Raw genomic sequence first — 18,178 nt, 5'->3', positions numbered from 1 at the left:
TCCAAGCGCACCACGCTGCACACGTCCTACGGCTACATGAAGAGCCGCGGCGTCGGTTCGCGCGGCTATACCGTTGGCAGCGCGATCGAAGCAGGCAGCGGCAGCCGCAGCCTCGAAGTGGGCGTGCGCCATACGTTCTAAGCGGTAGCGAAGAAGGCATGCCGCGCATCAGGCGCATCAGGCGCAACAACGCGGCATGCAGCATCAAAACCTCTCGATCCTTCGTTCAGTGAATGAACGGCTCCGCCCTCCGGCTTGACAGGCAGCGGATCACCCCCGAGCCGGCCAATGGCATTGATCACCAGGCCCGCATGCATGGCTTCATCATGCGGATAGGCAGCCGCCACTCTCCCATCATCGTGTCGATACCTGTTCGCCGAACGCGGCGACCTCGGTAATCAGCGTTTCGTACAAGCGTGTCGCCGGCCTTCAGCATGCCCTTGACGATGCCCGGAACGGGGGCCGGCCCCGTTATGTCAGCCTCGGCAATGTAGCTGCTGCGCAGGTCTGCCACGGCCAACTTGCCCCGGGGATGGCCGGCATCATGGAATCGACGACCGGCTTTCATGGCTCATCACACCGTTGAGGCGCCAGGCGCGCCGTCGGACGCCTGTGCGAACCGTTTTCCCGATTCCGGATCAACCGGATGTCCAAGTTCAATTCCCTATTTCATTTTCTTGATCCTTGCCCATGATGAACCGCGTACTTCTTACCAACGATGACGGCATTGATGCTCCCGGCATGGCCGTCCTTGAATCCATCGCAAGCCAACTCGGCTATGAGGTCTGGGTGGTTGCACCCGAGCATGACCAGAGCGGCACTTCGCATTCGATCAGCCTGCACGCCCCGCTGCGCCTGAGCGAGCGCGGCGTGCGGCGCTACGGCGTATCGGGAACGCCGGGAGACTGCGTCGTCATGGCGGTACGGCACCTGATGAAGGACCATCCTCCTACGCTGGTTTTGTCAGGCGTCAATCGCGGCGCCAACATCGGCGTCGAAACCGTATTCTCCGGCACCGTGGGCGCGGCGATGACCGGCATGCTGTTCGGCATACGTTCCATAGCATTGAGCCAGACCTTCAGCGACCGCCAGGCAGTGCCCTGGGAGACGGCGCGAACCCACGCGCCCGCGGTGATCGAGCGCCTGCTTCGCCTGCAGTGGACTGCCAGCGCCTGCATCAATGTCAATTTTCCGGACCGTCCGGCGGATGAGACGGGAGAAGTGGTATTTACCCGGCAGGGACGGGGCATCGTCAAACGCATTGATGTCGAGCATCATGTCGATCCGCGCGGGCTTTCGTATCACTGGCTGAAGTTTCATCGCGAACCAACGGAGGATGCGCCGGATAGCGAGTCCACGGCAATCGCCCGGGGGAAAATCGCCGTGACGCCGCTGCAGTTTGAACGCACGGCCGAACATGTCTTCTCCAGTCTCGGCGTCTGAAGAACGCAGGCTGGAACGCTGTGTCCGGCCATGCCGTGCCTTGGTCATGCAGCCGTCATAATCGGAGGGTATGGTAGCGGCGTCGCAAGGTATTGCATACAGGACTCTCATGCCAACGGATTGGTGCCCGCTGCGAGAACTTCATGAAGCGTGATGCGTTCCGCTACGGTTCCGATGAAACGGGGCTGATCTGGGGATATCGCTTTAGCGCCGGCAACAAGCCGGCTGCAGTGCATGCCGTCAATGCAACCGAGGCACTGTCCTGGCTGGCGGAACAGTCCGCCGGTGCGGGCGGCGATTTCATCTGGCTGCACTTCAACCTGGCCAACACCGCAACGGAAAAATGGTTTGTCCAGAACGGAATCGTGGCTGATGAATTCCTGCAGTCCCTGCATGAACCGTCGCGCTCGACGCGCATCGGTCTGGCCGGGAACAGCCTGATCGCCGTCGTCAATGATGTATCCCACCGTTTCTCTTTCGAACCCTCGGACATCTCGACGGTCTGGATGAGTGTCGACCGGCGTACCGTCATCAGCGCGCGCAGCACGCCGCTGGCCTCGATCGAACGCGTGCGCCACGCGGTCGAGTGCGGCGAGGAATTCCGCTCCTCGGTGGAAATACTGACGCACCTGCTGCGCGATCAGTCGGATGTGCTGGTCGACATCGTGCGGGAATCGGTGGAGCGGGTCGACAAGGTTGAGGACAGCCTGCTGGCGGGCCGCATTTCCCAGCGCCGCGCCGACCTCGGCACGCTGCGCCGGGTGCTGGTCCGCCTGCGCCGCCTGCTGGCGCCGGAACCGGCATCGCTGTTCCGCCTGCTGCAGCGTCCGCCGTCATGGATGATGGAGGACGATGCGCAGGAGCTGCGGCAGGCGAGCGAGGAATTCGCGGTGGTGCTGAATGACATGGCATCACTGCAGGAACGCATCAAGCTGCTGCAGGAAGAAATTGCCGCCGCCGTCAACGAAGAAAACAGCCGCAGCCTGTTCCTGCTGACCATCGTTACCGTGCTTGCACTGCCGATCAATATCGTCGCCGGCCTGCTGGGCATGAATGTCGGCGGCGTGCCGCTGGCGGACCATGCTTACGGTTTCTGGATCATCTTCGGGGTGGTCATCGGCTTCACCGCCGTGGCGGGCTGCATTGTCATCCGCAGGCAGCGCAACGAGTAACAGGTAAGGGATTGCCGCCTCGGCTCGCGATTTTCTCGCGACGCCTTCGGCAATACGCGGAAGAGGGTGGTCGGCATGCCACTCCGCTTGCGCGCGGTTCTAGCAGCATGCCTGCCTGCCGTCAGCCATATCGATTGGCTGTACCGCAGATGCACGCATGATGCCGGCGATTTGCTACACGGTGATGACAGGCCGAAAAAATCTTTCCCCGCGATTAGCCGTTTGCCTGCAGCATCTTTTGCGTGACACAGGCCTGTAACTTGCTACCGTTAAGCTTTGCCGCGCGGGTGGTCCTCCTGGGCAGAAGCCGCGCCGGAAGTATTTGAACAACGAGACGAGCAGAACGGCAATCGCAATGAAATCAGACAATATCGATGTGATGGAGCGCTTGCGCCGCGACCTGGAAGACAGCTATGACGAGGAATTCGAACTGGAGCTGGACGACAGGATCGAGGACGCGGCTAAGAATGCAGAGACCGGCGCCATCAATGACGCGCGCGAAGAGCGCCGTCATTACTTCCGCGAGCTGTTTCGCCTTCAGGGCGAACTGGTCAAGCTGCAGGACTGGGTGGTGGCCAGCGGCCATCGGGTGGTTATTGTTTTCGAAGGACGGGATGCCGCGGGCAAGGGAGGCATCATCAAGCGCATTACGCAGCGCCTGAATCCGCGCGTCTGCCGGGTTGCGGCATTGCCGGCGCCCAACGACCGGGAACGCACCCAATGGTACTTCCAGCGCTATGTCGCCCATCTGCCGGCCGCCGGCGAGATTGTATTGTTCGACCGCAGCTGGTACAACCGGGCCGGCGTGGAGCGGGTCATGGGATTTTGCGACGATGCGCAGTATGAAGAATTCTTCCGCTCGGCGCCCGAGTTCGAACGCATGCTGGTGCGTTCCGGCATTCAACTCATCAAGTACTGGTTCTCGATTTCGGACGAGGAACAGGAGTCCCGTTTCCTTGGCCGCATCCATGACCCGCTGAAGCAATGGAAGCTGAGTCCGATGGACCTGGAGTCGCGCCGGCGCTGGGAAGATTACACCCGCGCCAAGGAAGTCATGTTTGAACGCACTCACATGCCCGAGGCGCCCTGGTGGGTCGTGCCGGCCGACAACAAGAAGAAAGCGCGTCTCAACTGCATCCATCATCTGCTGAGCCAGATTCCCTATCAGGAGATCGAGCATTCGCCGATCATATTGCCGGAGCGAAAACGGCATGAGGATTATGCGCGCCGGCCGGTTCCGCACGAGATTTGCGTGCCCCAGATTTATTGAAACAAGCGGATCCGCCTGCGGTGCTGTCATGCCGTTTCACTGCGAGTCCGGTTCGGCGAGCCGCGTGCCGAATGTGCGTTGACATTGCTTTAACGCAAACGACGCTGCTGAGAATTGGCGTACATCTAGAGCGGATTGCAGGCGGATGGTCGGTCGCCTCGGCTTGTCCTGGGCGCACGGCGCTTCTCCCGCCTTGCCATGCATCCCAAGGCAAGGCGATTCCTCCGTACACCCACCGGCAATCCGTCTGGGCGTGGTCCAGGCATGCGTGGCTCAAGCCGCGCACTGGATGCCGGCTTCAATGAAATCTTTCGCCGATACCGTTCTCCACCTCTCTCATCGATTGGCTTGGGACCGGTGTTGGCTTGCCAAGGAATTCCGACTTTATGCGTCCTTCACTGCGTGAGATTGTTCGTCCCCTGGTCCGCCCTTTCCTGGGCAACGGCAAGCCGCTGGAAACTCCTGATGCGTCCGGCACTCCCGGCATGCCGCTCCCTTCGCCTCCACTGGAAGCCGGTTCGCAGAACGTGCGCGCACCGGTGCGGCGACCGATCGATATCCGCCCGGAATGCTATCAGGCTTGTCCTACGGTCAACAGCGGATGGCCGATGGCCTTCGTTGTTCAGGACCGGTCCGACTATGACTGGCTTGAACGGATGATTCACGAGACCGGTTATTACGAAGAGTCCAGGCCATGGGGCTACAACCTTGATGTCGACAAGAGGACGATGGCGCTGATTGCCTCGTATTTTTCGCCCGGCATCGCGCTCGATATCGGCTGCAATACCGGCGCGGTCATGCAGGCGATGCTTGAGCTCGGGGTGTCGTCCCATGGCGTCGACATCAGCAACTTTGTCAAAAGCAAGGCTCCGGAATCGGTCAGGGACAATATCTTCGTCGGTGACATTCTCACCATCGAAATGCCCGCGACATACGACCTGGTGCTGGCGCTGGATATTTTCGAACACCTCAATCCAAACCGCCTGAGCAGCTATCTGGAAAAGCTGGCCTCGCTTCTGGATGACGACGGCTACGTCTTTCTCAATTCGCCCGCGTGGGGGCCGGATCGCAATTACGGCACCGTCTTTCCGCTCGGGCATTCGGAATACACCGATGCCTATCCATCCTGGAGCGAACAGGCCGAGCGCAGGGAATTGTTCGACAGGTTCCCGGTGGATGAAAACGGCATTCCGCATATGGGGCATCTCATCTGGGCGGGCAGCGCATGGTGGGAGGATCAATTCAATGCCCACGGCCTTTACCGCCAGGATGCAGTCGAGGTGGCGATCCATCAGAAATTCGACTGGTATTTCAATCTTGCATCGATTGCCCGCCGCTCCTTCTATGTGCTTTCAAAGCACAAGCAGAATCCCAACAACGAGACGGTGGTTTCGCGGATTCACGGCTGGGATAAAGGCTCGGTCGTATACAAGTAACTTTGCCCGGGTATCCCCACAGGATGGGCGGCAGCGCATCCCGGCTGCCGTCATTACATTCGGGGATACGCTGCGGAATGGGCGAATCAATGCTTGTAAGGCGGCTTCACGCGAGTGAAGTCCTTCCACAGCTTGCGTATGCCCGAGCCGCTGCCGTAAATGCCGGCGGCCAGATAACCCCTCGCAAACGATGCCTCGACCGCCGAGGCGGGATGCGACAGATGCAATTGCGCCAGCAGTTCGGTTCCGACGGCGGCATCGTTGAGCCAGCCGAGTTCTTCCTGCATCGCCGAGAGCGCGGAAAGATAGTGGTTCACGCGCTGCTTCGGATAAAGTGAGGCAAAGAATTCACTGGCATAGCGCGCCTTTTTGGCGGCAATGCGCACGCGGTGGCGGGATTCCGGTTCATTGTCGTCAAGACGCTTGCCCCGCTTGAGCAGACGGCGCTCATTGTGCCTGAGCATGGCCTTGGCGAATTTCGAAACCGGCGCGTCGAACTGCCCGGCTTCGCCGTCGCCGAGACTGTCCCGCCAGTGCCTGCCGGCCAGCCATTCGGCAAGCTGCAATTGCAGCCGGGTGTACTCGACCGAGCCGACTTCCTCCGCGGCCTGCATGCGATACCTCGAGGCATTCTCGGCGGCTGCGGCGGTCAGTTCGCCGATATCGATATCCGTGGGAGCGTGCACCGCCACCCGTTCCAGCGTGGACCCGGCCAGCACCTGCCAATCCCGCGCGGCGCCGAGGCGCGTCGCCAGCTGCCTGAGTTCTTCCTGGATGACCGCGGGGCAGGCGATGATGTCTTCGAACATGTCCAGCGCCGAACGCAGGCGGCGCAATCCCACCCGCATCTGGTGCAGGCTCTCGGCATCGGTGTCGTGCATCACCCTTTGTTCGTTGCCGTGAACCTGTGCAAGGCAATTCGTGACAATCGCAATGAAGGCCTGTTCGATCGTCATGTCCGTCTTCAGCTTCAGCTTTTCCGCCTTCACGACCTTGGGCTTGGCGCGAGCCAGCAGTGCATAGCCGCGCTCGGCCTTGCTCAGCGAGCCGATGCGCATCGGGACTGCGTCGAGCAGTTCCAGCGCAAAGGCGAACAGGTGCTGCGGCGAACCGGACTTGACTTCCAGTTCTATTTCGGAAACCGGCTCGCGTTTATCCCCGTGCACGATATGTCCGCGGTCGATGGCCATTTCGACTTCGGTGCCCGCCGGCAGGCGCAGCTGGCGGATGGTGCGCTCGATGTCCAGTGTGAAGATGGGCTGCAGCTTGTCTTGCAGTCCAGGCTGGTCGAGGATTTTTGTCACGCCCGGATTGCCATCGGCCATGCGTTTCAGGGCGTTGATATCGGGATGGTCCGTGTCGATGCCGGCCTCCCACTCATCGCGCCGATGCAGGCCGGACTGCACGCTGCCGCCGGCCTTCAGGGTTTGCATGCGCTTGCCCGCCGCCTTGCGGACCCGCAGGCCCATGCCGTTGCTCATCAGGTCGTAGCCAGGCGTGTCGAAATACACATCCTTCTGCGCCTGTATCACGGGCTTGCCGACCGAGACCCGGTTCAGCGATTGCAGATCTTCAAGTTTTCCAAGCAGGCTCTCATCGACCAAAAGCTTCATTTCAGTTTCCATCAGGCGCCCTCTATACGAATTGTTATTTACGATTATTCAATGAAAACCGGCCATCGGTGCTGACTTAGTACAAGCCGCCTCCCGCACAAGCGTCCCCTCGCTGCGGCTGTCATTGGTCAAGACAGAGAGCAAGGGCGAGGCATTGGCCGCAGCAAGGAAAGTCAGCTCGGGCGGTCCGGCATGCGAACGAACTTCACCGGCCCGGCCGAGCGGGGGATGGCAACCAGATGGGAGGGATGTGTCACGGCGTAGTTGCAGATGCGTGGCCCCGAGGGAATTCTTTCACTGTACTCGACGACGACGCTGCCATCCTTCCGGTACACGCGTTGAATGCGAACCGCATGGCAGCCGTTCGGACGCTCGCCGGTAAAAATGCCGACGACCATCTCCTCGCTGAAATCAATGCGAGGCAAGGGATAGGGATGATGGCGGTTGGCCTTGTGCTCGGCCCAGAGCCGGGACCAGGTTCGCTGGTCCCGCACGGTGACCGTCATTCCCGCGTCCAGGCCGGAATAGATATCGGAGTCGACCGTTTCCCAGGGAATCGGACCGTCGCTGCGCAAGCCTAGGCCGGCACATGCGCAAAGCAGAACGGAAGCCGCCATTACCGGCAGCCGGTTCATGAAATTTTCCAGGTCATCACGGCGCACTCCATGAATGGGATTGTGTATTGGAGGTTTTTCATTGCCGAAAATTTCATCGGGACGTCATCAACCTAGAAAGGTGACGTCTGGACACTTAATAGGCTTGTCATATTTCTCCACGACAATACGCGCATTCCCAACGACAATGAGCAACATTACAAGCGCATGACTATTCGACAACGCATTACCCTGCTGGTCGTCCTGATGTTTGCCGCGATATGCGGGATTGGCGGCTATGCCTTTCAGCAATTCCGACAGGGCGCCACGCAAGTCAGGCTGGTTACCGAAGGCGTCGTGCCGAGCGCACTCGCATCGGCCGACCTGGTTTCGCGCCTGAAGGATGTGCAGCTCGCCACCATCGTCCTTGCCAGTGCGCCGGACAGGCAGATGATGGAGCAGGCGAAGGAAAAACTGGCCGCTTCCCGGAAGCAGCTGCGCGAGGCGATCGCGCACCAGGTGGCGCAGGCCGCCGGCAGCCGCCAGAAAGGCCTGATGGAACAGGCTGGCGAAAGCCTCGACAATTATCTGTCCGCCATCGAAGAGACCATGCGGTTCAAGGATGCCGGCAAGAATGAACTTGCCCAGGCCAACCTGTTCGGCAATGTCGTCCAGTACCAGGGCGAGCTGGAACAGATCGTCGATACCCTGCGCATCGAAAAGAACCGCGCGAAGGATGACGCGATCATTGCGCTCAATGACAATCTCGCGACCACCACCACCACGCTCTCGGTGGTGACTCTGCTGGCGGCATTGATCCTGTCGGCCGTCGGCATGCTGCTCTACCGCCGCATCACCGGCCCCATCAGCAGGATGCAGGCAATGATGAGCGAAATCGCCGCCAGCCAGGATTTCACCCGCCGCGTGCCGGTGCAGACCATGGATGAAATCGGCCGCTCCATCGTCGCCTTCAACGGCATGATCGAGAAGATCGAGGAAAGCTCGGCCCAGGTCAGGCAGAAGACCGCCGACATCCAGGCCATGCTGGAAAACATGCCGCAGGGGATCCTGACCGTGGTCGAGGGCGTGCGCGTGCATCCGGAATATTCCGCCCATCTTGAAACCATCCTGGAAACGGATGACATCATCGGCCGCAACCTGATGGACCTGCTCTTTTCCGGTGCCAACCTGGGCGCCGACGCCCTGGCCCAGATCGATGCCGCCGTCCGTGCCAGCATCGGCGAAGATGCGATGAACTTCGAGTTCAACCAGCATCTGCTGGTGGGCGAGTTTGAAAAGACCATGGCCGATGGCCGCGTCAAGGTCCTCGACCTGAGCTGGTCGCCGATCACCGACGACACCGATACGACGGTGCGCCTGATGCTGTGCGTGCGCGACGTCACCGAACTGCGCAAGCTGGCGGCCGAGGCCGGCGAGCAGAAGCGCAAGCTGGAAATCATCGGCGAAGTGCTGGCGGTGAGCCAGGAAAAATTCCATGAATTCATTGTCGGGTCGATGAAATTCGTCACCGAGAATGAAGTCATCATCCGCGAGCATCCCGAGCTGCATGCCGATGCCGTGGCGCAGCTGTTCCGCAACATGCATACCATCAAGGGCAATGCGCGCACTTATGGATTGAACCACCTGACCAATGTCGTCCATCTGGCCGAACAGACCTGTGAAGAACTGCGCAAGCCGCGGCCCAAGCTGGCCTGGGACCAGAGCATGATGCTGCAGGAACTGTTCAAGGTGCGCGACATGGTCGAACTGTATGCGGACATCAATGAATTCAGTCTCGGCCGCAAGGGGCCTGGCTTGCGTGCCGGCGCCGGGCGCTACCTGATGGTCGACCAGGAGCATGTGCTCGAAAGCCTGCACCGCCTGGAAACGGTCAACACGGCCAACCTGCACGAGCTGCTGTCGGCGCATGAAACGGTGCGCAGGAATCTGCGGCTGCTCGGTACGGAGACGCTTGCCGAAACGCTCGGCAATGTGCTTGACTCGCTGCCCTCGCTCGCTTCCGAGCTGGACAAGGAAACCCCGACAGTAAAGATCATCGACAACGGTTACCGGGTACGCACCCAGGCAGGCGGTGTACTGAAGAATGTCTTCATGCACCTGATCCGCAATGCGATGGACCACGGGCTGGAAGTTGCCGAAGTCCGCAGGCTGCAGGGCAAAACGCCTGCCGGCACGATTCACATCAGCGCGGACGTGGCGGGCGGCATGCTGAGGCTGGAACTCGGCGACGATGGCCGCGGCCTGGCGCTGTCACGCATTCGCCGCATCGCGGCCGACAAGGGCCTGATCCATCCGGCCGCCACCTTGAGCGACGAGGAAGTCGCACAGCTGATCTTCCGGCCCGGCTTCTCCACCGCGGCGCAGGTCACGGAAATTTCAGGGCGGGGCGTCGGCATGGATGCGGTGCAGGATTTCGTGCGGCGCGAACATGGCAGCATCGAAATCCAGTTCTGCGACGACCGGGCCGGCGCCGACTACCGGCAGTTCCGCACCATCGTGATGCTGCCGGCCGGCATGGCGGTGGCCGGCGACATGCCGCCGGCTGCGCTTGCGCCGGCTGACAACGGCACTCGCGGCAACACGGCAGCAGGAGCGCAATTGGGAAACGAACAGCACGCCGGCATGCCAGAAGCTAGCGCGGCGCAAAAGGAAGCAGTGTGATCGAGCAATATCTGATGGGCGGGATTGCCGGCGGCATTCTCGCCGCCATGCTGGCGATGGTCCGGCTGAAGACAATACGCGCGCAGGCCGAAGCCGAAATTCGGCGCGCAGGCGATGAGCAGCTTGCGGCCCTGGCGCAGGCGGAAGCCAGGCATGCAGCCGAGCTTGCGCAACGCGAGCGTACGCTCGACATGCAGCAGGCCGAGATCGCGCAGCTGCAGGAGCTTGCCGAAGAACAGGCGCGGCGGATCGGAGAGCAGGAAACCTCGCTCCGGGATGCCGCCGAACGGCAGAACAGCTGGAGCGCCGAAGCCGCGCGCATCACCTCGGAAGCCGCCCGGCTCAAGGGGCTGGCGGCCACGTTCGAGCGCTGGCATGAACAAATGGATTCGCTGATGGCGCAGAATCAGGACATGCATGCCAAGAACCAGGAGCTGGCATCCATCGTCAAGCATGTCGTGATCGTATCGCTGAACGCCTCCATCGAGGCTTCCCGCGCCGGGCAGGCAGGCCGGGGCTTTGCGGTGGTTGCCCATGAAGTCAGGTCGCTGGCGCTGCGCACCGAAGGCCTGTCGCGCGATTACAGCAACAGCCTGCATCGCAACGACATGACCACGACGGCCACCTTCCAGGACATCCAGGCCGGCGGCAAGATGATCATGGCATCGCTCAGCAGCATCGAGGCCTGTGCCGGGCAATTGCAGCAAAAGCTGGAATGGGCATCCGCATGATCAGCGAACAGGCCAGGAAAAGCCTGGACGGCATTTTCATCAGGGCGGTGCAATCCAGGCTGGCGCTGCACGCAGGCGACACCTGCGAAGTCAGGGCCATTTCCGATGGCGCATCCCATGCGCCGGATGGACAGAGCATGGTGGTGCTGACAATCTCGTCGCTGCATTTCCGCCTGCTGATGATGTTTCATTTCGACGAGTCGCCGCAGGCGCTGGCTTACTTCGCGGGCGATGCCGAAGGCAAGCCATTCCGCGAAATCTTTTATGAAACCGCCAATCTGTGCTGCGGCGCGGTCAATCAGGAATTGCTCAAGCATTTCCCCGACCTCGGCATGTCGACGCCTTTCACGCTCGACAGTCGCTGCGCACTGTTCCTGCGCGAACTCAATCCCGGCTTCACGGCCCGCTATGCCATCGTCATCAACGACTCGCTGCGCCTGTCGGCAACGCTCTGCCTGTGCGATTACGCAAGCATGGACTTTTCCTGGGACGGCAGCGCAGTCGAAGACGTCTCGGGCGAACTCGAATTGTTTTAACCGATGTTTTGAAGAAGGAATAAGAAAATGGCCAAGGTACTGGTTGTAGATGATTCAAGCACCGTGCGCGATGAAGTCGCCGGTTTCCTCAAGAAAAGCGGGCTCGATGTCGCCACCGCGGTGGACGGCAAGGATGGCCTGTCGAAAGTGAAGGCCTTGCCGGGCATCCGGCTGGTGGTGTGCGACGTCAACATGCCCAACATGGACGGCCTGACCATGGTGGAGAAGGTCCGCAACGAACTGGGCAACAAGAGCGTGAACATCGTCATGCTGACGACCGAAAGCAGCCCCGCCATGAAGGAACGCGGCAAGGCGGCCGGCGTCAAGGGATGGATCGTCAAGCCGTTCAAGGGCGAGGCGGTGCTGGAGTCCTTCCGCAAACTGGCCAGTTAAAAGACTTGATGCGCATCGGCATGCCACATGCCGGCGCGCCTTGCAGTCGCCGGTGCTGTTCCTCCGGGCTTGCCGTATCCGCCGATCCCGCATAATCTAGGACGTATTGCATAAGCCTCGCAAGCGGTTCAAGTCGCGTTGCGTCGATTAGAGCGTTTTCGCCTTGACCTGCCTGCCAATCCCGGACCGATCAGCAGTTTGGAAAACACAACTTAGCCCCTCTCCCGCAGGCGGGAGAGGGGTTGGGGTGAGGGCGATTGCAAGGGCCTGAAAGGTCTAACTATTTCTCTCACTCCGCGCCAAGACCCGCACGATCGACAAGGCGCGTCTCCAGCGCCACTTTCGCTTCCAGATACGCCGCCCTGCGCAGCACGCATGTCGCTTCGCGTTTCTTCAACTCCTCTTCCGCCAGTCCGGGCGCTGTCAGCGCCGTAAGGCATGTCGCATAATCCTGCATCGCCTGCCGCAATGACGCCGTCAGCGCGTCGACACTGATGACTCCGACTGGCTGCTTGTCTCCGTATTGTCGAGGAGTTCCCGCAGCGGATTGGAATTCCGCAGCGGCGCCCGTCTTGATGAACTTCATGTTCATATTCAGTAAGGCTGGTGAGGATTCATTGCATCGGCGATGGCATGTACCGTCGCGCGTAGCGGCTATCGAGGTTGGGCGGGGGAGTAGAACCAGCTGGTCTGCGCAGTGGACATTGGTATCCCTGGCCGATTTGTCGCAGACCCATGCCGAGGCGGGTTGAATTTGCCAGTCCGCTCAGTCCCGCGTCTTCGATGAGAACCTGGTAACGCAAGCGCTGCACTTCATTGATTTCCTCCAAGGCGCTCGCAATGCTTAATGACAGGCCGGGCGATTTGGTGCCGGGAGCGTCAAGCATGGTATTCAGTTGTTGCATCAGGTGCCCTTTCATTGGAACAACACCAGACTAAACACTGAATGCTTCACTCGTATTACGAATGCGTGTCAATTTCGTGACGGCGTAAGCGTGTCATTTGCAAGCCGGGACGGACTGACTCGTCGAGGCGAAGTCCAAGAACCCTTCCCCGGCGTGATCAGAGCGATGATCGACGAGAATCCATCCTTCGGGTATCGGGCAGTGGCGCACCTGCTGAACTTAAACAAAATACAGGCAAGTCTTGCCATCGGTGGCGAAAGCGCCGAACGAACGGTGGGCAACAGATCTGTGTCGAGTTTGGACTGGCCAAGACGGCTGGGCGGTGTTGGCCCTGGTGATTGACTGTCATACCAGAGAGTTACTGGGTTGGCATCTATCACGCTCCGGGAAAGCCAAGACCGCTGAGTCTGCGCCCGAACAAGCGCGGACCACCCGCCACGGGACCCCGGGACGTGTGGCTGTAACGTTCCTGCTTCGTTCCGATAGCGGCTTGGCCTCTACCAGCCGCAGCTACGCGGCACGTTAATGTTTATTTGCAACACATGAAAGCGATTTGGGTCGCGTTTGGACGAGGCGGAGGGCCGGCGAGCTAGGACTCCGGCCGTCAATCTTGAAGTGCGGAATTATTTACTGCAACAGCTTCAACAGCTTCCTGCACAGTGCCGCGCAGGATAATTTGTTTGCACCGCTGTGGCGCTATGGACTGACACCGCATCCTTTCTTTGCAACCACTATTCCGCGCCGCTCGAGGAATGCCGCGCGGAGATGCGCCGTAGTCGTTTTCGCTTCCGGCGAAAATCTGCGCGGCGCTCAATATTGCCAATTCCAAGGAGCAAGTTTCTGATTGTGGAAAGTGTTTATCCACTGCTCCGTATGGAGAGGGGACCACCTGCCGCCCAATGCACCGGCTCCGCGCAAGGCATTGCGGAAACTTCTCTCAAGACGATCCAGAGTCTTGGAATTGCATTTACCCGCATTGCGCCTGACGGCCCGGAGTTCGTTCTGTATCAACTTTGCCGCGAGATCGCTGTTTGGACGTTCACTCGTCCCAAAGTTGCCGGCATCGATCTTTCGCTTCGTGCTGATACCGTTGCTGTTGAGCTGGTTGATGAGGGATGCCAGCAGATGTGCCCGATGGTCAGGATTGCGAATCGTTGCCGGCAGCAATTCGGCCAGCATCTTGATGGCCTTGCGTTGCAGGTCGTAGTTGACGCTGGCGGACTGCAGCAAGTGCGGAAGGTGAAGGTCAATAAAGGTCCCCAGCACGGCAACCCGGTCCACGGGCTCAAGATCCCTAATCTTATGATTGATCATGCGAAGAACATGGTTCTCGTCATGGTATCGCTTGCCCATTTCAAAGGGTACAAGATAGCGTCCGTTGCTATCCACGGCAGTGTAATCGCGGCAAACGCTCCGCATCAGTCCGACGAGCGTATTCCTGTCACGCCGGGATGTATTCGAAAGAAGTACGCGATTCTTATTCCAGCTCTTATGCTGGGTTTCGGGGGCGTATGGCCGGGCTTTCGCCAACTTTTCCTGTTCGTTGTACTGCAGGTAGGCCTGATTGATCACGGCCGGCCGGCGACGGGGAGGGGCGATATGTCCCGCATGCTGTTGAGACACGGGCTGCGTCGTGGAAGGGCGGCGCGCTTGTTCACCTCGAGGTTCGACGCGAGTGAAAACCGGATCACTCGGCCCGTATGGCCGCGTAAATCCCGACGGGAAGTTGGCATGGCGCATTCGGCCTCAGCGGAATAAGTGAAGGTTTGGCCGCTCGTCATGCATCCTCATGGCTTCTCTGGCTGCCTTGACGAATTGGTTACATAGTGTTGAGGATAAATCCTTCCTGAAGCCCATATTGCCGTGCAATGAAAATTGTTGAAGATCATGGTCGATAAGCCGCCGCCGGTACCGACGAATCTTCCTCCCGCCCTTCCTTTCATGTCTAACGGAAAAATGAAGCTCCATAAACGAAGCTCCATTAAGGTGCGGAAGTTTTGCTGAACGCAATGCCGGTAGAGGAAACGGCAGTTAAGGTTGTGGGATGCACATTGGTGCCAAAACAGGAAAACCCCCATGAACCTCGAAAAAGTGGTTTTTGCGTTCTTTATCGTGTTTGCCGCCACGCTAAACTTCGGCTTCTTCCTCGGCGATATCGACCGGCCGGAGCTCCACAATATTTATGAACTGTTCGCGGCCATCGTCGTGAACATGATCGCCACCGTGCTCAAGTTCGGCGACCGTACCCAGATCGGCGCGGTTCTGCTGTCGACCAGTCTTGTGGCCGACATCCAGCTGATCGCGGCCGCCGTGCTATGGGCGGTGGTGGTGCATGTCACGGGCACCGGCATGACTCCGGAACATACGTCCAGCGTGGTTTCGCTCTCGGGCGGGGCATTGCTGGCCAACATCGTCTCGCTGATCATGCTCATCGTGGAAACCGTGATGATGCGTCGCTGAACCCTGTCGCGACTCAGGGCATAGCAGACATGAACAGCGTTTTCTTCCTCGTCCTGCGGCGCATGCGCGCGCCGCTGATCCTGCTGATCGTGTTCTATGCGATATCGGTGCTGGGCCTGACGCTCGTGCCCGGCGTGAACGATGACGGCACGCCCGCGCCGCCGCTGAGCTTCTTCCATGCATTCTATTTCATCAGCTACACCGCGACCACCATCGGTTTCGGCGAAATACCCCGCGCCTTTTCCGACGGCCAGCGTCTGTGGGTCACGGTGTGCGTCTACCTCACCGTGATCGGCTGGTCCTACTCCATTCTTACGCTGCTGGCGCTGGTGCAGGACAAGGCATTTCAGAACACGCTGATCACCAGCCGTTTCGCGCGGCGCGTGGCGCGCATCCATACGCCGTTCTATCTGGTGTGCGGCTGCGGGGAAACCGGCAGCCTGATCTGCCGCGCCCTCGACATTCTTGGCCACGATTTCGTCATCCTGGACAAGGATGGGCAACGGATTGAAGAACTGGAGCTGGAAGAATTCATTACCAATGATCCGGCGCTGGCGGCAGACGCCAGCGTCACCAGCAACCTGCTGCTGGCCGGGCTTCGGCACCGCTGGTGCCAGGGCGTGCTGGCGGTGACCAATGACGAGAACGCCAATCTTGCCATCGCCATCAACGTCCGGCTGCTGAATCCGTCGATACCGGTGCTGGCCCGCGTGCGCAGCCCGCTGATCGCCGACAACATGGCATCCTTCGGCACCGATCATATCGTCAATGCCTATGAGCGCTTTGCCCAATACCTTGGCCTTGCCGTGGCGTCGCCCGAACGATTCCGCCTGATCGAGGTGCTGACCGGGCTGCCAGGCACGCCGCTGCCCGAAGTGCATCGTCCGCCCCATGGGCACTGGATCATCTGCGGCTACGGCACCTTCGGCCGGGCCATCGAACGTTGCATGCAACTGCCGGGCATCCAGCTGACCTTCATCGATCCGCGTGCCTCCGGTCCGGGATGCGAGCGCATCGTGCGGGGCACCGGCACCGAGGCCAGCGTGCTGGAAAACGCCGGCATCCGCCAGGCCAGCGGCATTGTGGCCGGCAGCGACGACGACCTGAAGAATCTGGCGATCGCCATGATGGCCAAGCAGATGAATCCGGATATCTTCGTGGTTACCCGGCGCAATCATGCCGCCAGCGATGTCCTGTTCGATACCTTCGACGCCGACTTCAGCATGGTGCATACGCGGGTGGTGGCGCAGGAATGCATCTCCGTACTCACTACGCCGCTATTGGCGCGCTTTCTCGCCGGCGTGCGCTCCGCCGAGGCCGACTGGAGCCGGGAGCTGACCGTGCGCATCGAGTCCATCTGCGGCAATGTGGTACCGGAGGTGTGGGGGATCATGATCGATGCCGACGGCGCCTCAGCGGTGCACAAGGCCTTGAAGAAAGGCCGGCGTATCGTCATTGACCAGATCATCCGCGACAATGCCGATTGCCAGCACAGGCTCCCGCTCGTGGTGCTGATGCTGATCCGCGGTGGAAATCAGCAACTGCTTCCCGATGCCGACTGCGCGCTGCAGCCGGGAGATGCCCTGCTGCTGGCAGGCCGGCATGAAGCGCGCTCGATCATGACATTGACGATGCAGAACGCCAACGCGCTGCAATACGTCCTGACCGGGCGTGACGAGTTTGCGCAGACGGCGTGATTGGCCGCGTGGCGCACGCTGCTAACGCTGCTGACCGAGAGCATGGGCGCAATGACTGCGCCCTCGCACTTTATTCCTTGAAATAGACCACCTGATGCGTCGCGGCCAGCAGCTTGCCGTCGCTGCTCCAGACTTCGGCGCTCTGGTCAAAGAATCCTTGTCCGAAGTGCAATGCCTTCGCAATGCCGAGCAGCGGCTCCGTGCCCTGGGCCTGAAGCCGGGCGGCGTCGGCGTGGAAATAGGTGGTGAGCGCCACCGTGCCGATAGGTACCCATTTCGGACGGCGCACGAAGAGGCGGGGGAAGAAGGCATCGCAGAGCGCCGACAGGGATACAAAATCCAGGGGGCGGGGCGGCTGGTCGCGAATCCAGAGCCGGCTTTGGGAGGGATGACCGTCTTGCACGGCGGAGTCGGGGCCGCCGTCGATGAAGCGCATCTCGTAACGGCTGGTCCAGGCGGCGCGTGGGATCGCGGGAGCTTCCGCCAGGCCGGAAGCCGCAGGCACGTCGGGGAAACGCGCATCGGTCGCGCTCCAGGTATCGCGGCGCAGCGCGGTGACTGCCGTCGCAAAGGCCGCGACCTGGCCTTCCTGCGTCAGTTCCACCGACCAGTGCTGGGTGGTGCGATTGGTGCGCAAGGGCCGGGCCCTGACCATGAAGCCGCCGTCCGCGATCGGCGCCGCATAATGAACAGTGAGCGATACCGGATCGCCCAGCAGGGCCGGATCGCTCATGACGGCATTCAGCAGGGTGGCGCCGATTACGCCGCCGAAAGGACCGACCATGTTGCCATAGGCGGGATGGGTGCGGCCCGTAAAGCCGCCGTCGCCGGTTGGCGTCAGCGCGATGGCGGCGTCGAATTCATGCGTCGATGCGTTGTGTGTCTCCATAATGCTCCTTGTTGTTGGGTCTGCAGGCGCCCGGGGTGCGGATGGCACATTGTAAGAGCGGATGGGAAAGCCCGCTGACCGCTCCCGACATTCACGCCGCGATCTCCTTTCCGGCATTGACGCAGGCATCTCCAGTGCTGTCATCCATCTCGCTCACGTCATTGTTCGAGGCGGCGCATCGAAACGATGCATGGCATGCCGCACGTTCGCGGTGCATCGCATGTTGTCATGCTCTCTTGTAATGCAGCGGGCCCCAGTTTGAGGCGCGGAATACCCGATTTTCCCAGGCTGCGCCTTGAAACCGCTTGGCATGCTGATTGCTAAAGCTAATGCAAAGCAATTGTGCTTTATCAAAATG

18 protein-coding genes are annotated in these 18,178 nt (G+C 60.5%); 11 read left to right on the top strand and 7 right to left on the bottom strand.

Features of this window, described 5'->3' with window-relative positions; genetic code table 11:
- Positions 1 to 298: 298 nt before the first annotated feature.
- Positions 299 to 568 (bottom strand): hypothetical protein, encoded by a 270-nt coding sequence (locus FH061_RS27320; RefSeq protein ID WP_151638987.1) that lies wholly within the window; start codon positions 566 to 568, stop codon positions 299 to 301.
- 122 nt (positions 569 to 690) lie between these two features.
- Here FH061_RS27320 and surE point away from each other — a divergent pair, with 122 nt between their 5' ends.
- From surE to FH061_RS27300, 4 genes are all read left to right on the top strand, one after another.
- Entirely contained in the window at positions 691 to 1,443 is a 753-nt protein-coding gene (surE, locus tag FH061_RS27315; RefSeq protein ID WP_151638986.1) for a 5'/3'-nucleotidase SurE, read from the top strand.
- Between the two features lie 143 nt (positions 1,444 to 1,586).
- Positions 1,587 to 2,615, top strand: coding sequence for a transporter (locus tag FH061_RS27310; protein ID WP_151638985.1), 1,029 nt, complete (start codon positions 1,587 to 1,589; stop codon positions 2,613 to 2,615).
- A 355-nt stretch (positions 2,616 to 2,970) separates the two neighbouring features.
- Positions 2,971 to 3,885, top strand: coding sequence for a polyphosphate kinase 2 (gene ppk2 / locus FH061_RS27305; RefSeq protein ID WP_151638984.1), 915 nt, complete (start codon positions 2,971 to 2,973; stop codon positions 3,883 to 3,885).
- Positions 3,886 to 4,271: 386 nt separating this feature from the next.
- A complete protein-coding gene (locus FH061_RS27300) occupies positions 4,272 to 5,321 on the top strand; it encodes a class I SAM-dependent methyltransferase (RefSeq protein WP_151638983.1) in 1,050 nt (349 codons plus the stop codon).
- A gap of 86 nt (positions 5,322 to 5,407) precedes the next feature.
- Here FH061_RS27300 and FH061_RS27295 read toward each other — a convergent pair whose 3' ends face one another.
- Positions 5,408 to 6,934, bottom strand: coding sequence for a CYTH and CHAD domain-containing protein (locus tag FH061_RS27295; RefSeq protein ID WP_192805281.1), 1,527 nt, complete (start codon positions 6,932 to 6,934; stop codon positions 5,408 to 5,410).
- 173 nt (positions 6,935 to 7,107) lie between these two features.
- Positions 7,108 to 7,569 (bottom strand): protease complex subunit PrcB family protein, encoded by a 462-nt coding sequence (locus tag FH061_RS27290; RefSeq protein ID WP_151638981.1) that lies wholly within the window; start codon positions 7,567 to 7,569, stop codon positions 7,108 to 7,110.
- Between the two features lie 186 nt (positions 7,570 to 7,755).
- Between FH061_RS27290 and FH061_RS27285 the strand changes: the two genes are divergently transcribed.
- Genes FH061_RS27285 through FH061_RS27270 form a run of 4 tightly spaced genes read left to right on the top strand, consistent with a single transcriptional unit; the run spans position 7,756 to position 11,869 of the window.
- Positions 7,756 to 10,209 carry an ATP-binding protein gene (locus tag FH061_RS27285; RefSeq protein ID WP_151638980.1) on the top strand — a complete coding sequence of 818 codons (2,454 nt, stop codon included), beginning with the start codon at positions 7,756 to 7,758 and terminating at the stop codon, positions 10,207 to 10,209.
- Positions 10,206 to 10,940: a methyl-accepting chemotaxis protein gene (locus FH061_RS27280; protein ID WP_318841060.1), complete on the top strand. Its 735-nt coding sequence runs from the start codon at positions 10,206 to 10,208 to the stop codon at positions 10,938 to 10,940. The genes FH061_RS27285 and FH061_RS27280 overlap by 4 nt, the downstream gene beginning before the upstream one ends.
- Positions 10,925 to 11,476, top strand: a complete 552-nt coding sequence (locus FH061_RS27275) for a hypothetical protein (RefSeq protein WP_225984921.1) — start codon at positions 10,925 to 10,927, stop codon at positions 11,474 to 11,476. Before FH061_RS27280 ends, FH061_RS27275 begins: the two co-directional genes overlap by 16 nt.
- A gap of 27 nt (positions 11,477 to 11,503) precedes the next feature.
- Positions 11,504 to 11,869: a response regulator gene (locus FH061_RS27270; RefSeq protein ID WP_151638979.1), complete on the top strand. Its 366-nt coding sequence runs from the start codon at positions 11,504 to 11,506 to the stop codon at positions 11,867 to 11,869.
- A 289-nt stretch (positions 11,870 to 12,158) separates the two neighbouring features.
- On the opposite strand, the gene FH061_RS27265 is transcribed toward FH061_RS27270, so the two are convergent.
- Positions 12,159 to 12,455, bottom strand: a complete 297-nt coding sequence (locus tag FH061_RS27265; protein WP_151638978.1) for a hypothetical protein — start codon at positions 12,453 to 12,455, stop codon at positions 12,159 to 12,161.
- A 28-nt stretch (positions 12,456 to 12,483) separates the two neighbouring features.
- On the bottom strand, positions 12,484 to 12,774 hold the full coding sequence (locus tag FH061_RS27260; protein ID WP_151638977.1) for a hypothetical protein: 291 nt from the start codon (positions 12,772 to 12,774) through the stop codon (positions 12,484 to 12,486).
- A gap of 250 nt (positions 12,775 to 13,024) precedes the next feature.
- Between FH061_RS27260 and FH061_RS27250 the strand changes: the two genes are divergently transcribed.
- Complete coding sequence (locus tag FH061_RS27250) at positions 13,025 to 13,300, top strand: DDE-type integrase/transposase/recombinase (protein ID WP_225984922.1); 276 nt, start codon at positions 13,025 to 13,027, stop codon at positions 13,298 to 13,300.
- Positions 13,301 to 13,584: 284 nt separating this feature from the next.
- Here FH061_RS27250 and FH061_RS27245 read toward each other — a convergent pair whose 3' ends face one another.
- Positions 13,585 to 14,346: a hypothetical protein gene (locus FH061_RS27245; protein WP_151638976.1), complete on the bottom strand. Its 762-nt coding sequence runs from the start codon at positions 14,344 to 14,346 to the stop codon at positions 13,585 to 13,587.
- Positions 14,347 to 14,850: 504 nt separating this feature from the next.
- Between FH061_RS27245 and FH061_RS27240 the strand changes: the two genes are divergently transcribed.
- Both FH061_RS27240 and FH061_RS27235 read left to right on the top strand, forming a co-directional pair.
- Positions 14,851 to 15,234 carry a DUF6394 family protein gene (locus FH061_RS27240; protein ID WP_151638975.1) on the top strand — a complete coding sequence of 128 codons (384 nt, stop codon included), beginning with the start codon at positions 14,851 to 14,853 and terminating at the stop codon, positions 15,232 to 15,234.
- Positions 15,235 to 15,263: 29 nt separating this feature from the next.
- The gene (locus tag FH061_RS27235; RefSeq protein WP_151638974.1) at positions 15,264 to 16,931 is read left to right on the top strand and encodes a potassium channel family protein; all 1,668 of its coding nucleotides are present in this window, start codon (positions 15,264 to 15,266) and stop codon (positions 16,929 to 16,931) included.
- Positions 16,932 to 17,001: 70 nt separating this feature from the next.
- Here the strand turns inward: FH061_RS27235 and FH061_RS27230 are convergent, their stop codons facing one another.
- Complete coding sequence (locus tag FH061_RS27230; protein WP_151638973.1) at positions 17,002 to 17,820, bottom strand: acyl-CoA thioesterase; 819 nt, start codon at positions 17,818 to 17,820, stop codon at positions 17,002 to 17,004.
- Positions 17,821 to 18,178: the final 358 nt, after the last annotated feature.

This window comes from Noviherbaspirillum aerium (assembly GCF_008929045.1).
In the GTDB taxonomy this organism is placed as follows: Bacteria; Pseudomonadota; Gammaproteobacteria; order Burkholderiales; family Burkholderiaceae_D; genus Noviherbaspirillum; species Noviherbaspirillum aerium.
This window is presented reverse-complemented; position numbering and strand designations above follow the sequence as displayed.

Coding starts and splice junctions, on each gene's coding strand:
- FH061_RS27320 (WP_151638987.1), bottom strand. CDS start 568: ATGAAAGCCGGTCGTCGATTCCATGATGCCGGCCATCCCCGGGGCAAG.
- surE (WP_151638986.1), top strand. CDS start 691: ATGATGAACCGCGTACTTCTTACCAACGATGACGGCATTGATGCTCCC.
- FH061_RS27310 (WP_151638985.1), top strand. CDS start 1,587: ATGAAGCGTGATGCGTTCCGCTACGGTTCCGATGAAACGGGGCTGATC.
- ppk2 (WP_151638984.1), top strand. CDS start 2,971: ATGAAATCAGACAATATCGATGTGATGGAGCGCTTGCGCCGCGACCTG.
- FH061_RS27300 (WP_151638983.1), top strand. CDS start 4,272: ATGCGTCCTTCACTGCGTGAGATTGTTCGTCCCCTGGTCCGCCCTTTC.
- FH061_RS27295 (WP_192805281.1), bottom strand. CDS start 6,934: ATGAAGCTTTTGGTCGATGAGAGCCTGCTTGGAAAACTTGAAGATCTG.
- FH061_RS27290 (WP_151638981.1), bottom strand. CDS start 7,569: ATGAACCGGCTGCCGGTAATGGCGGCTTCCGTTCTGCTTTGCGCATGT.
- FH061_RS27285 (WP_151638980.1), top strand. CDS start 7,756: ATGACTATTCGACAACGCATTACCCTGCTGGTCGTCCTGATGTTTGCC.
- FH061_RS27275 (WP_225984921.1), top strand. CDS start 10,925: ATGGGCATCCGCATGATCAGCGAACAGGCCAGGAAAAGCCTGGACGGC.
- FH061_RS27270 (WP_151638979.1), top strand. CDS start 11,504: ATGGCCAAGGTACTGGTTGTAGATGATTCAAGCACCGTGCGCGATGAA.
- FH061_RS27265 (WP_151638978.1), bottom strand. CDS start 12,455: ATGAAGTTCATCAAGACGGGCGCCGCTGCGGAATTCCAATCCGCTGCG.
- FH061_RS27260 (WP_151638977.1), bottom strand. CDS start 12,774: ATGCAACAACTGAATACCATGCTTGACGCTCCCGGCACCAAATCGCCC.
- FH061_RS27240 (WP_151638975.1), top strand. CDS start 14,851: ATGAACCTCGAAAAAGTGGTTTTTGCGTTCTTTATCGTGTTTGCCGCC.
- FH061_RS27235 (WP_151638974.1), top strand. CDS start 15,264: ATGAACAGCGTTTTCTTCCTCGTCCTGCGGCGCATGCGCGCGCCGCTG.
- FH061_RS27230 (WP_151638973.1), bottom strand. CDS start 17,820: ATGGAGACACACAACGCATCGACGCATGAATTCGACGCCGCCATCGCG.